18 protein-coding genes and 1 pseudogene are annotated in these 12440 nt (G+C 44.3%); 4 read left to right on the forward strand and 15 right to left on the reverse strand.

Annotated features, from left to right (window positions below; translation table 11 throughout):
* Window positions 1-25: 25 nt before the first annotated feature.
* The gene (locus JCM11216_RS17950; RefSeq protein ID WP_243675750.1) at window positions 26-940 is read right to left on the reverse strand and encodes a hypothetical protein; all 915 of its coding nucleotides are present in this window, start codon (window positions 938-940) and stop codon (window positions 26-28) included.
* Window positions 937-1560 (reverse strand): hypothetical protein, encoded by a 624-nt coding sequence (locus JCM11216_RS17955; RefSeq protein WP_243675751.1) that lies wholly within the window; start codon window positions 1558-1560, stop codon window positions 937-939. Before JCM11216_RS17955 ends, JCM11216_RS17950 begins: the two co-directional genes overlap by 4 nt.
* Before the next feature lie 249 nt (window positions 1561-1809).
* On the opposite strand from JCM11216_RS17955, the gene JCM11216_RS17960 reads away from it, so the two are divergent.
* Together JCM11216_RS17960 and JCM11216_RS07965 are read left to right on the forward strand one after the other, a co-directional pair.
* Entirely contained in the window at window positions 1810-1959 is a 150-nt protein-coding gene (locus JCM11216_RS17960; protein WP_243675752.1) for a hypothetical protein, read from the forward strand.
* 320 nt (window positions 1960-2279) lie between these two features.
* Window positions 2280-2564, forward strand: coding sequence for a hypothetical protein (locus JCM11216_RS07965; RefSeq protein WP_054853865.1), 285 nt, complete (start codon window positions 2280-2282; stop codon window positions 2562-2564).
* A gap of 29 nt (window positions 2565-2593) precedes the next feature.
* Here the strand turns inward: JCM11216_RS07965 and JCM11216_RS07970 are convergent, their stop codons facing one another.
* The gene (locus JCM11216_RS07970; protein ID WP_243675753.1) at window positions 2594-2998 is read right to left on the reverse strand and encodes a hypothetical protein; all 405 of its coding nucleotides are present in this window, start codon (window positions 2996-2998) and stop codon (window positions 2594-2596) included.
* An 82-nt stretch (window positions 2999-3080) separates the two neighbouring features.
* Between JCM11216_RS07970 and JCM11216_RS17965 the strand changes: the two genes are divergently transcribed.
* Both JCM11216_RS17965 and JCM11216_RS17970 read left to right on the forward strand, forming a co-directional pair.
* A complete protein-coding gene (locus JCM11216_RS17965; RefSeq protein ID WP_243675754.1) occupies window positions 3081-3317 on the forward strand; it encodes a hypothetical protein in 237 nt (78 codons plus the stop codon).
* 646 nt (window positions 3318-3963) lie between these two features.
* Entirely contained in the window at window positions 3964-4242 is a 279-nt protein-coding gene (locus tag JCM11216_RS17970) for a hypothetical protein (RefSeq protein ID WP_243675755.1), read from the forward strand.
* A gap of 1066 nt (window positions 4243-5308) precedes the next feature.
* On the opposite strand, the gene JCM11216_RS17975 is transcribed toward JCM11216_RS17970, so the two are convergent.
* The 12 genes and pseudogenes from JCM11216_RS17975 to JCM11216_RS18000 all read right to left on the reverse strand — a co-directional run bounded on the left by JCM11216_RS17975 (window position 5309) and on the right by JCM11216_RS18000 (window position 12234).
* Window positions 5309-5461, reverse strand: a complete 153-nt coding sequence (locus tag JCM11216_RS17975; RefSeq protein ID WP_243675756.1) for a hypothetical protein — start codon at window positions 5459-5461, stop codon at window positions 5309-5311.
* A gap of 26 nt (window positions 5462-5487) precedes the next feature.
* Complete coding sequence (locus JCM11216_RS07990; RefSeq protein WP_243675757.1) at window positions 5488-6504, reverse strand: hypothetical protein; 1017 nt, start codon at window positions 6502-6504, stop codon at window positions 5488-5490.
* 29 nt (window positions 6505-6533) lie between these two features.
* Window positions 6534-6689, reverse strand: a complete 156-nt coding sequence (locus JCM11216_RS17980) for a hypothetical protein (protein WP_243675758.1) — start codon at window positions 6687-6689, stop codon at window positions 6534-6536.
* A gap of 25 nt (window positions 6690-6714) precedes the next feature.
* Window positions 6715-6888: a hypothetical protein gene (locus JCM11216_RS17985; protein ID WP_243675759.1), complete on the reverse strand. Its 174-nt coding sequence runs from the start codon at window positions 6886-6888 to the stop codon at window positions 6715-6717.
* 41 nt (window positions 6889-6929) lie between these two features.
* A complete protein-coding gene (locus JCM11216_RS07995; protein WP_054853870.1) occupies window positions 6930-8177 on the reverse strand; it encodes a hypothetical protein in 1248 nt (415 codons plus the stop codon).
* A gap of 43 nt (window positions 8178-8220) precedes the next feature.
* The gene (locus JCM11216_RS17990; RefSeq protein WP_243675760.1) at window positions 8221-8544 is read right to left on the reverse strand and encodes a hypothetical protein; all 324 of its coding nucleotides are present in this window, start codon (window positions 8542-8544) and stop codon (window positions 8221-8223) included.
* The gene (locus tag JCM11216_RS17995; RefSeq protein ID WP_243675761.1) at window positions 8504-8863 is read right to left on the reverse strand and encodes a hypothetical protein; all 360 of its coding nucleotides are present in this window, start codon (window positions 8861-8863) and stop codon (window positions 8504-8506) included. The genes JCM11216_RS17990 and JCM11216_RS17995 overlap by 41 nt, the downstream gene beginning before the upstream one ends.
* A 24-nt stretch (window positions 8864-8887) precedes the next feature.
* Window positions 8888-9749, reverse strand: a pseudogene (locus tag JCM11216_RS08005) (dihydroorotate oxidase).
* A gap of 85 nt (window positions 9750-9834) precedes the next feature.
* Entirely contained in the window at window positions 9835-10461 is a 627-nt protein-coding gene (gene pyrE, locus JCM11216_RS08010) for an orotate phosphoribosyltransferase (RefSeq protein WP_054853871.1), read from the reverse strand.
* The gene (gene pyrI, locus JCM11216_RS08015) at window positions 10461-10943 is read right to left on the reverse strand and encodes an aspartate carbamoyltransferase regulatory subunit (RefSeq protein WP_054853872.1); all 483 of its coding nucleotides are present in this window, start codon (window positions 10941-10943) and stop codon (window positions 10461-10463) included. The genes pyrE and pyrI overlap by 1 nt, the downstream gene beginning before the upstream one ends.
* Window positions 10940-11869: an aspartate carbamoyltransferase gene (gene pyrB / locus JCM11216_RS08020; RefSeq protein ID WP_054853873.1), complete on the reverse strand. Its 930-nt coding sequence runs from the start codon at window positions 11867-11869 to the stop codon at window positions 10940-10942. The genes pyrI and pyrB overlap by 4 nt, the downstream gene beginning before the upstream one ends.
* 218 nt (window positions 11870-12087) lie before the next feature.
* Window positions 12088-12234, reverse strand: a complete 147-nt coding sequence (locus JCM11216_RS18000; protein WP_243675762.1) for a hypothetical protein — start codon at window positions 12232-12234, stop codon at window positions 12088-12090.
* Window positions 12235-12440: the final 206 nt, after the last annotated feature.

Genomic DNA, 12440 nt, shown 5'->3' on the forward strand with positions numbered 1-12440 from the left:
AATCCCAACCACTAACTCCACATAATCAACCAGGATACGGGGGTTTTAAGCCCGTGGGCCCTTGGGCGGGGTCTTGGCAGTTTAAGTTCTTCATTGCCTTGGCTATTGACCAAGCCCTCTCGATATTACCCTCGCTCGTTGCTTCGTTAAGCATCCTCCTAAGCACTCCACAGACCTTAGCGGCAAGCTCCGGATACTTCTTTATTACGTCCATGCCCATGTAGACTGTGAACTTACCACCTCGTATGCTCAACTCTACGTCATAGCCAGTACTCTTAAGTCTTTCCTGAACCGCCACAGCAGCCTCATGGCTCTTACGCACAGTCTTCAACTCAACGTAGCCATCTTTAGTCACATGCACATTCATTGATATACCATCAATGACCTCAATTGATGACCTACCCAACGGCTTAACCCTCGCGTTAGCCAACTCGATTAAGCCCCCCCTAAGCTTATCCGCATCAGATAGTTGACTCAACTCCTCAATCAAAGCCTTAATCAATGGGTTACTAAGCCACTTTCGGGTGAGGATGATGGCCTTTGAGGAGTAAATGCCGATTATCTTCGCTTTCAAGCACTTTCTATCACGTTCCTTGAACCCTAAACCACCCATCCTATCAACGACGCCTTTCCATAATCCATACTTCGAATAGCCAATTGTAAGACTAATGCCTTCCTCTCCCTTCTTGGCGATGATGCTGGCATCGCCGAGCACTGCAAATAGTAGGAACGTCGTGAATCCCTCATCGTCAAGCTTAGACGCCTCCTCGGCGATCTTGGTCTTACTCTCAGTTAAATCCTTGTAGTTCATTGCCGTTAGGTGCCACGTAATTTTTACATCACCATTATTTACGCCTAAGCCGTTTATGCACACGCGGTTCTCCCCCCCAGGCCATATCAACGGCCAAACCATGACCTGCCAAAGATGGTCAGTGGTCATTTCTGGATAGCCCTCCTTATGAATTGCCCCCCATCCGTGAGCATTAGGCCGTACTGCATTGGTCTCAAGACGCCATCACCGAAGAGCTTCGGCGTAACCACATCCACGCCACCGAGCTCAGTCAGCGATATAGTCACCGTCACGTCTCCTGACCTGACAACCCTCTCAACCTTAACCACCAGGTGCTTAGTGTATAGGTGCGCCATGAAGCTCCTATCCTCATTGAATGGGTCACCCCCCCTAATGATTATTGCCGCCTCACCACCCCCCCTTAACTTCTCAATCAACTCCACTAGCTCTGGCTTATACCTCCTCAGCCACTTCTCGCGTGCTCTCTCGGCCAACCTTAGCATTTTCCTACCAGCATTGATCATCGCTATACTTAGGTTGGCAATACCCTCGTCACTGACATCCTTGATTTTCTCCTCCATAGGCATCAACCAATTTCTTAGAGCGTTGATGGCGTTGTCGAATGGCGTTGTTGATTCGTTTAGTAGCACGTTTCTGTGCTTCTCGACTCTATTCATGAACTCATTGATCAGTTTCATTGTTTCTTCAACAACCCTTGGGTCGCTAACCTCCTCACCGCACTTCAATCTCCTCGAGCCCTTAATTCTCACACCCCAGCATATTCTTAGGCCGTTAAGAGCCATGGAGACATCCATGAATTTAACTCCCAACCAAACTAATAAATCACTATCAGGGAAGTACCGAACAGATTTAAGTAGGTGATTGAATGGAGTACCTTGGTCCACGTTGAGAGGCTCGTGAAGGCTTAGGTATGATGGACATTACCGCCCATGTCTCGAGACGAGTTGGGAAATTCACAGAAAGAGCGAGGTTTGCACCTACATAGCAGCCGTAATACCGTGAAGTATGACGGAGATTACCGCCTCGAGATCCTTGACAAGGATGTTAAGATCATCAAGCAAGTGAAGCTAATGAGCAGTGACGTTGTTAAGCCAAGGTACAGGATCACGTACGTAATAGTGAGCAATAGCCCAAAGACAAAAAAATAAGGTACGTCTGCGGTGATGAAATAAACGAGCGAGAGATAGCCCTAAGCGAGGCAATGAGGTACATGGTCGAGTTATTAATAAGAAGTTAATGTGTAAGTGCTATGGGATGTCCTCATCGTGGGTTTGAACCTATGATCAGAGGAAGCCCTCGCCGCACATGACTAGCCAGGGAGTCTTCCAGGCTGACAACCAACACCTCGTAATGCATGAAGAGTTTAGACAGCGATACTTGAAATGGTTTACCTTATCAGTATTATGGGTGATGAGTTACGAGGGTTGGTTGAAAATACTTAATAATTTGTTTCTCTACCTTTGCATATATGGGTGAGTGTTGCCCTGGTGGCTCTATCTCCGCTGGGGATGCCACTAGGGTTGCCTATGACTATGTTTATAGCATGTATAGGGATCAGGCGTTTTGGAATATGTATAGGTTAAGCCTAAAGGTTGTTAGGGCTTATAGGTATGGCTGTGTGTATAACGTAATAATCAACGTAACACTAACACCAATATCACTAGCCTTCGACAGGGGGGGAAATCCAGTAAGGAGGACCCATAGGGTTCAGGTCGACCCATGTACAGGGGGGGATATCATAAGTGTCACGTAGTGCACTTACGTAATGTCCTCATTCAAAATCTAGTGCATTAGTGAGTTGATGATTATTAGTGCGACTGCTGTTATTAATGCACTTACGATGGTGTATGTCGTGAAAGTTAGGGCTTTGTTTGCGGCTTCAATAATCACGTAATCCGTTGATGTGGACCTTATAATAAGCAGTATGGCAATGATGATTACAAACCCAAGCACTATGCCCACTGTAAAACCACCCCCCCGATGCCCATTGTATGACTTGAATTCATTAAAGGATGCCGCGGCTATGATTACGCCAATCACCACCGACAGCACCATTAGGAATACTGTCACATTATGCACATACTCAATACTCATAAAATTACTTAATGAGAGTATTATAACGAATGCAATGAATAGGGTGAGTGGTATTGCGAAACCAATAACCATACCCTGCCGCAAACTCGACACCACAATTACGTAATAGAAACCACCTAAATTAACTTAACGGTGTTCACCCTTTTCATGCCTCTCATAATACTTATCTATACCCATGGCAATTAGTGTTAGGCCGGAGCCAATCATTGGACCAGCAATACTTGATAGATTAATTGACTGTGTTGGTGATGGTAATGCCGACAGCATCATGCCCATTGTTGTTGTTAATATGCCTATAGCAATAACCTCAAAACGACTATCAAGAACATTAAATGCACTACTTGATAGAATAAAGGTCGATAATGTAAAAGTATGTTTAGGAAATGGGAAAGTAAGGTGTGTGGAGTATTGAGTGAGAAATTTTGTAGAGGGAGTGTGACTTCAGGGATATGGAAGAAGTTTAGAGATATAGTCTTTGCGGTTGTATTTTCATTCTTTGCAATAATACCTCAGGCTTTAGCAATTGGCGCGGTCTTTAGGTATTACTTAATGTATGTGCATCATATCGTAATTACACTATTTACGTTCATATTCTTAGTTCTCCTCGCAATATGTGTACTTATTGCTGATATATTGTTAATAATTTTAATTCATTGCAGTATTCCCGGTCCTCATTCATGGTTGATTCCTATTTTAGTGCTTCAATCGGTTTTTGCCGGTATCTTTATGGCTTACTTCCTGCCCTTCTTAATAATAGATTACTCATTTTCATATACATTTAACGAGTTCTTGACTTACCTTTGTATGAGCTCACCAGTAATGATAATGACCTTCTCTCAAGCTATAATGTACTATAAGATAAGAATTAAAGTTTAAAGAACTAAAAGTTATTATGTTAAGTTATATTAAGTATTTGATGATGAGAGTATGAAACCTTTAAGGCCCTGTACATTTCCGTACTTAGCTACATCATCTTCCTTACCTAACCTTCACCTTTCTCTTAACCTCATTAATTATCATTATGTAAAGTATTTTAAGTACTATTTATGGCATTACCTGTGCAACGGTCTGACTTAATTACGTACTTACCTAAGGATGTTGTTTATCACGATGGTTCAACCGCAACCCTATCTCTTGATTATGTTTTAACTGAGGGGGGGAATTTAAGGCTGTACGTACCTCCGGGTAAGATGGAGGATGTAGTAGGGGGGGCTTTAAGGAATGCTGGCTTTAAGGACGCTATACTACGGATTCCTAAGGGTGAGAGGTACTCCCTCTCGCTAAGGCTCGGTGATGCATGGGACTTCACGTTAGAATTTATGAGGATGGCTTTATAGACTGTCATTTTGAGGTTAGTAGAGAATACCTTGAGCATCTAACCCATAGGTCGGTCCCATGCATTTACGAAGTATTCATGCTTTATAGAACTGTATACGATAAGTTATACGTATTCGATAATGCGGCTAAGAAGTGGATAGTAAGAATAGAAAGTAATTATAAAATCAGATTACCACCACCATCTACATCAACGGAGTGGAAACCAATTGTTGTTATGGGACTCACTATGGTAGCATTAATACTATTGTTAAACTACGCACTATCACGACCTGAAAGAGAAAAAGACCAAGCTATATAGGGCATTAAATAATACCTACACGGAAAAATATTAATTGTTATAGTAATACCAGAATAATAACAGATTAATGCATAAAATAAGTTTAAGTATAAGTATACTGTTCGATTTTTGACCAATATGCTAAGTTCATCAATGATGAGTTTAATGGATGCCTTATTGATTTCACTCTATGCATTGCTGGGCATTAATGCGTTTTCCACACCACGCTATGTACATGAAGCCAAACAAGTGCTTGAATCCTTAGAAAAAGCATTATTAATTTCCCTCATTTTCTTTTTAAATATTTATCTGATTTACAATATTACTATTACTAACATTAATATATTCATTACAGAAATATTGAGGGAGGTGCTTATAAATTTCTTTGGCATTTCAACCTATTATCTTTTTGCAAATATAAGTCGGTGTGGACGAATGGGGGGGCGATGTAGTTTAGCAAGCATTATGAAGTATCTCATGTTCATGATTTTAATTATGACTCTCATTATCTATCTATGAATTAAACCTAAACCATGGCAGCTTACAACGAGACCCTAATTTCTAAAAACCCGAAACTCATTAAACGAGGTTAGGAAGCCTTAGCTCACACGGCAATAAGGAAGCACAGAAAACCAAAACAATAAATCAAACATGAATAAAAACACCTAAACCCAGGCGCAATGAGATAAAAACCAAAGAGAGCAAGTAAAAATCCTATTAAATTTATTAATTTCGCCCAATCAACTAGTAAGTTTTAGATCATTGCTATTCCACCCCCCCAGAAGCCATTAGACAAGGCCTACATAGAAGCCCTCCTTCTCGAGTTCCTCACGGACCTTGTCCGGGAAGTCTATTGGCTTTATGAGGGGTTCCCTGGAGAACACCCTAAGCATTGCATTTAGTATGTCATTGTTATGTGGGTATGGCTTCTTCTTAACCATTATTAGCAAGGACTCTAATGATACCCTTAAATTAGTAATTTCCTATAAAATTCGTGGTCATAGATTATGTAATAAATAAATAGTGGTAGGTAGATCATTGGTATTACATTTACGTAATTAATCGATGATTCTGTAGATGATCCACTGCGTTCATTGATTAGCCTTATCGCCGTTCTATTAATCATGAACGATACTTTTACGTATGCCATCTTATAGTTTGTTATGAAGTAATTGCTGTGAGCCTTGACTATAGCTACTATGGTTATGTTTATTGGGAATACATAGTCATAATTACTGAACATGCAGGTGAGTAGGAAGCCATTTGGCACTGGTGTGTGGGGACCTGCCGATAATGCGGGTATGTACGTCCACGAAACCTCATCCGCCTTAATAACGGTCTTCACTGCCGTGCCCCCCCGATAAGTAACCTGTGACTCAGAGCCAAGTGGGTTTGGTGGTATTGTCGGTATTTCGTACGGTATGGAATATATGGTCTTACCCGTGCTCGTGGGTGCCACGGTTATTAGATCTAAGCAGGAATTGGTGCCGATGCTTACCTTGATGTAGTAGGGTGGAAGATACACCATTACATAACCAAGTATGAGTATGGAGTTGGGTACATACGTCTGATTGGTAATGCCGATATCCACCAGTGAGTAATTAAGTAACGCCATGTACTCCATGGGATGCTTACCACTGAGGACTAAGCCGGTCACTGGGTCTAGCCCGCCGTACTGTGGGTTTAATGATGCGGATAATAACGATGATAGCGTCACCAGGGCTAATAATGATAGCGCTATTGACCAGGCGATTATCCTTATTACGTGTATCCTCGTAAAGTTAACGAATTTACTATCCACCATGCTTATGTTTGGCGTGAGCCAGGCGATGAGGAGTAGTATGTACGATATTATCATTATTAAGGCACCAACAATGGCTATGTATAGTATTGCGCCTATCATTAGTGCAATACCTGCATACCTATGTAACCTACTTAACCCATTAATCGCATGGTATATGTAGTACGAGAACGCAATTATCAACGGCCACACAGCGACTATTAATGCGTATACTAACGCCGCTTGATTAAATGGGTACCTAAGCCATAATGCATGCTCGGTGATAAGTATGTAATTACGGAGTATGAACTCACGGTAACCTTAACAATGCCATAAAGCCCAAGTATTATAGCGGTAGTGGCGTAATTAAACGCAATAATGACTACCATGATTATCAATGCGATCTTAGCATTATTAAAAACGACCCATTAATCCAAGCTCCTTGAAGAGATATAGCAACATCACTAAACCAAGCACTGTGAATACTTCGTGACCTACGAACTTAATTGAGCCTATTATCAGTAGGATTGAGGATAGGGCGCCGAGTAGCCTTGTATTAGTGATTGATTGAGATCGTTCATTACTCATTATTGATAAATAGCATTAATCTAATTATATCTTTTGCTCTGTCATAGTTTGTCCTGCTCATAATTTTTAAGAAGGAATGCCCTCGTTAACTCCTTACCGAGGTACATGGCGTGTGAGTAGTTAGTGAAGTGATTACTATTCTTGAGCGTGTTATATGCCTCCTCAAGTGATTTAAACGAGAATCTCCTATGTAGTGAGTTCGTGATTGGCAACCTATGCTCAACAACCACGGACTCGCCCTCCCTCATAACCAGGAAGTTACCCCTCGGGTCCTCAACGAACTCACTGAATACATTGGCGTTTCTCCTCACGAACTCCTCAGCCCTACCCAGGTCTTTGGTGTATATCCTAGCTGAGAATGGCATTACGGCTATGGAACCCACGCTATACCAGGCGTTGAACTCCCTGTTCAGGGTCTCGACGACTTTCTTCGCAAGAGACCACCACCTATATAACTGCCTGCACCAGTCATTGAGCACGTCCACACTCCTCAAATAAACCACTTGATTGTAATAGTCACCACTTATAACACCCTGAACCAGGTAATCACCCCCGTAATAAACAGCATTGACCGAGTACGGATTAATCCTCAACTCCCTGACTATGGCATCAACCACCTCGGCAGGAGGCTCAAAACCCCTAAGCCCAGTCTCGCTAAGTCTCCTGAATGGGTGTGGCTTACCCATCGAGTCTATGACCACAAGCGGCGTTATCAACTCCCTATAATCACCCTTATCAAAGCCGTAATTTAGTACCAAGTCAACGAGCTTAACCCAGGACCTGTAGGTGTCCCTCTCATAAATAAAGCCGCCAACCAGCGGCAGAACCCAACCACCGTCATGCTCATTTTCACGAACCTCCACATTCATTAATGGTCTAACGGGCTTGCGCCCAGGCCTGTAGTTCTCATGGACGACCTTTATCAATAAGTCGGCATTACGCGCCTTAAATGCCTCCCTAAGGTCTATCACCCTCACCGTAGACCTAACACCATCAGCAATATCCCTGTCCACGAGCAAGACATCCAACACGCCATCCCTAAAGAACCTAATCAGTAAATCACCAACACCATTATAGTCAAGGCCAAAGACTATCAGTGTGTCGACCCAGTTAAATCTTGATAGGGTGGCTACCATGTAGTTAATACCTATCGGTGTGTATAGATTACCGATTATACCCACGAGTTTAATCGAATCACCAAGCAGCCTCTTCACCTGATCAATACCACTCCATAAAGTCACAATGGCTATGTTGGAATCCTCATTAATCACCTCATAATTAAACCTCACAACTTCCGTAGCAATGGGCCAGTTATAATACTTGCCATCATAACTAAGGGAGAATGCTGGGTATTAAGCTCGGTATTAACAATGCAATAGATATTATGAACATTAAGGCCCAAACCCTAACGTCACCTCTAAACACCCTAAATCCATCAAGCACTATACCGGGCAGGGCCAGCGGTAACAGGTTGAAAAAGCCCAGCCATGCATTGATCGCGTATATGAGGCCGGCATAGTAGGAGAATGGGCCAGGTAGTAATAATGATAGGGGTAGGAAGACCACGGCAAACACAATGTTCGTAGCAGGGCCCGCAAGCGCTATCCTTAACTCATCATTTCTCGTGGGGGGGTAGCCCCCAAACCTTTGGACCAATCACCGTGGCACCGGGTGTGGCTATTATGAAGTGGAGGAAGGATGTTGCCAGGGCAAGTAGAAGCCCAATCCACCAGGCCTTGAAATACGCTATGTAACCCAACCTCCTCGCCACCTCCCTATGCATCAGCTCATGGCCGAGGAAGCCAGTCAATACTGCAATAAATGTGGCCATTAAGCCGCCAACGCTAAGTAATGTGCTGAAGAGGTTTGCGAAGGCTATTGTCATGATAATTAAGGCAATCACGATATCCCTAACCTCATGCCTATACGGCCTAAACGGCACTCCATAACCACCACCCCAATAATTAATGTTCATCAAGACGTGGTGATTAGATAATTATTAAAGCCTTTCACTCAGACCCATCAATACCTCTTTAAACAACCTATTAAACACGAAGGGGGGGCCCTCGTACGCGAATGCCGTAACCACACCAACCATGTTCGCACCACTCCTCATTAAATCAATCACCTGCCATCCATGGAAGACACCGCCAAGCCCAATGACCGGGTTCCCAAAGCCCCCCCACCTCCTAACCTTGATGATCAACGACTTAACAATTGGGTAGATCGGGTAGCCGCTTAATCCGCCATAACCAACGGAAATCCCAGGCTCCTTAGTTGGCAGGGTATTGGCTATTGTTAATCCAAACCCACGCTTACCAGCCATGTTCACAACCCACCTGTAAAACTCAATATCAACCCCCCCAAGGGGCAGTTTTATGAATAACGTACCTGGAAATGCCTCGACACCCCTAAGCAATTCACCTAGATACTCCCTATCCGATATCCATGAGCCACGGTAAGTAGGGCTACTAATATTTAACTCCACGGCATCCACGCCATAACCCCTCAAATTATTAAGCATGTACATAAACTCACCGATTGAGAACCCCCGCCAAGCTGACAATTACGTAAGTACCGAGTCTACGCAGTCCATTGAGAATACTCGGTAATCGACTTATGAAGTCTATGAAGCCCCTTGATGGTAAACCCATGGCATTAACCATGGCCTTTAAACCAGGGTACTTAACGATGCGTGGTTTTGGATTACCAAGACGCGGCTTAAGCGTGATTGAGCCAATGGTTATGAAGCCAATACCCGCTGATGTGATCCGTGACGCCAGAAATCCATCCTTATCAATCCCCCCCGCGCCAAGTCCCAGTGGATTCTTAAGGAGCCTGCCGTTAACTTCGATTGGCATCTCAATGCCACGGCTGCGGTAATTAACAATACCACTCCTAATGAGTGCATGCGATGTCTCGTAGGTGAACTCAGGAGGTAGGTAATTAATTAGTTTGAGTACCTGGGTTAACACGCGTGCTCACCAGGTAATTAATTATTGAATTACGTAACTCATCACTGATTAACCCATTCTTGACGAGAATGTCGATCATCTCCGTAATCCGAAGTAGGGCAACAGCGTTAACGCCCTCCCTCCTAATTGCATCAAGCCCGCCCTGCTCCCTATCAATGAAGGCCGCCGCCACAACCACATCACCACCGTGACTCCTAACAACCCTAATAGCCCTAATTATCGAGCCTCCCGTGGTCACCACGTCATCGATTACGGCAACCCTCATACCCTGCCTCAAATCGCCCTCGACAAGCCTCGCCATACCATGCTCCTTAGCCTCCTTCCTAACGTAGATAATGCCCTTACCAAGCTCATAAGCAACCATTGAGGCCCAGGGTATACCCGCCGTCTCTATGCCCGCCACAACATCGATGTTGAAGCCCGATAGTAAATCGGCCATAGACCTAACCAACTGCCTATAAATGCTTGGGTGGGTTATTGCGAGCCTTAAGTCAATATAGAGTGGGCTCTCAATACCGCTGGTTAATTTGAACCGCCCAAACTTGATTGCGCCTATCCTGTAAAGACTTATTGCCAATTCATCGCCTGGCATCGCCATCACGTCAGTCCAAAGTACTTCTCAATGTCGTTGAGTTCATGTATTGTGCCGCAGTAATCACATATGAGCTTTAGCGGTTCCCTAGACAGTACCCGGAACCTACTCCTTACGGGCTCCCTTTGTTGATTCGTTACGCACCTCGGGTTCTTACACTTGAGCAATCCCTCAATAACGTCCGGTATCGCCACCTTGAACTTGCTGACTACCTCGTAATCCCTTATTATATTCACGGTGGCCGTTGGCGCGACGAGAGCCACTAGATTAAGCTCATCCTTAGTTAATTCCCTGCCCTCGATCTTAACGATATCCTTAGTGCCCAGCTTCCTACTCTCCACATTCATAACCAACGCCACCCTAAACCCCCCCTCACGACCACTTATGCCCAGTAACCGAAGCACCAAAAGTGCCCTACCGGCTGGTATGTGGTCGATCACCACGCCATCCCTAATCTTACTAATTATCAACTCCCTCTTACTACTCACGGCCTATCACCCGCAAGCACGAGCTTCAGCAATGCCATGCGCAGGGGAACACCTAGGCTGGCTTGTTTGAAGTACCTGGCCTGCGGCATGTTGTCGACGGCGAAGTCAACCTCATCAACCCTTGGCAGTGGGTGAAGTATTATTAGGCTTGGTTTACCCCCCCTCTCGATCAACTTGGGCGTTACCTTGTAGGCGCCTTTAACCTTCTCGTACTCCATTGGGTCAGGGAACCTCTCCCTCTGTATCCTGACGACGTAAAGCACGTCCAAGTCATTAATCACGCCGTATGGGTCATCAGTCCAGTCATACTTCATACCCCTCGAATTCATGAACTCAACAAGCTCCTGCCTGGGCCTGAGTAGTTCTGGCGATATCAAGTGAAGCTTAACCCTGTAGTAGGACAGGGCCTGGACCAGGGAGTTGACGACCCTCGCATACCTAAGGTCGCCGAGTATCCCGATGGATAGGCCATCAATCACCTTAAACTCCCGCCAAATCGTGTACAGATCAAGCATTGCCTGGGTTGGGTGGTTCTGGGAACCATCACCGGCATTAATCACTGGTGACTCCGCAACCTCAGCCGCGAACTTAGCAGCGCCCTCAAGGCTATGCCTAATCACTATGGCGTTTGCGTAAGAATCAAGCATCCTAATCGTGTCAGCAAGGTTCTCGCCCTTAGCCATTGACGTAGCCTCAGTACCGCTGAAGCCAATTACTCTACCACCAAGCCTAAGCATGGCGGTCTCAAAGCTAAGCCTAGTCCTGGTGCTCGGCTCGAAGAAGGCCAGGGCGAGGACCTTATCACTGAGGATATCAAGCCTGGACTTGGCATACCTCTCCATGTTAAGAGCCTCAGAAAACAAAACCTCAAAATCCTCCCTACCGAAATCCAGCACGCTTATTACATCCTGATTAAACCAAGCCATGTCTAATTTTTATATTTTAATTTAAATTAAACTTTCGTTCTAAAAACAAATAAATATATAATGCATCTCGTGCATTTATGTACTATAAGAAATAGAAATCAACTATGATTATTCATTCACGGAATAAAATAATACTAAGGATACGCAATTCTTCTGCCTGGTCCCTCTGTAGGTGTCCTGGGCAAACCATCGTATATTCTAATTATTCCTTATTCCCTTTACTTTATCATCCTCAATTTGATAGAGAGCTTCATAAAGTTTGGGCACGACCCTAACCCTAGGGCCCAGGCATACACCTTTTTACTTGGTCTATAAACACCGTAGTGAACCTCAATTACCTTCGGCATACTTACCTCCTCACCCACAGCTCTCCTCGTCTCTTTTTGTTTGATCCTTAACCCTCCTTGGTTAGGGGGCCTTCTTTTTGCCTTTCCTCGTCATTCCTACTCATCTGACTTACTTAACCTCGGGCAGATCTCCGCAGGCCTTATGGAACCATTATGCGGTCCTCGACCCATGCGTCCTCAATCATTAACTATCGCACTAAGCCAACATACGTTGGTAAGGTGTA

The sequence above is a fragment of the Vulcanisaeta distributa JCM 11216 genome (genome assembly GCF_001315985.1).
Lineage (GTDB): Archaea > Thermoproteota > Thermoprotei > Thermoproteales > Thermocladiaceae > Vulcanisaeta > Vulcanisaeta distributa_E.

Coding starts and splice junctions, on each gene's coding strand:
- JCM11216_RS17965 (WP_243675754.1), top strand. CDS start 3,081: ATGGCAATTAGTGTTAGGCCGGAGCCAATCATTGGACCAGCAATACTT.
- JCM11216_RS17950 (WP_243675750.1), bottom strand. CDS start 940: ATGACCACTGACCATCTTTGGCAGGTCATGGTTTGGCCGTTGATATGG.
- JCM11216_RS17995 (WP_243675761.1), bottom strand. CDS start 8,863: ATGAACATTAATTATTGGGGTGGTGGTTATGGAGTGCCGTTTAGGCCG.
- pyrB (WP_054853873.1), bottom strand. CDS start 11,869: ATGGCTTGGTTTAATCAGGATGTAATAAGCGTGCTGGATTTCGGTAGG.
- JCM11216_RS17980 (WP_243675758.1), bottom strand. CDS start 6,689: ATGGTAGTCATTATTGCGTTTAATTACGCCACTACCGCTATAATACTT.
- JCM11216_RS17985 (WP_243675759.1), bottom strand. CDS start 6,888: ATGAGTAATGAACGATCTCAATCAATCACTAATACAAGGCTACTCGGC.
- JCM11216_RS17975 (WP_243675756.1), bottom strand. CDS start 5,461: ATGGTTAAGAAGAAGCCATACCCACATAACAATGACATACTAAATGCA.
- pyrE (WP_054853871.1), bottom strand. CDS start 10,461: ATGGCGATGCCAGGCGATGAATTGGCAATAAGTCTTTACAGGATAGGC.
- JCM11216_RS07965 (WP_054853865.1), top strand. CDS start 2,280: ATGGGTGAGTGTTGCCCTGGTGGCTCTATCTCCGCTGGGGATGCCACT.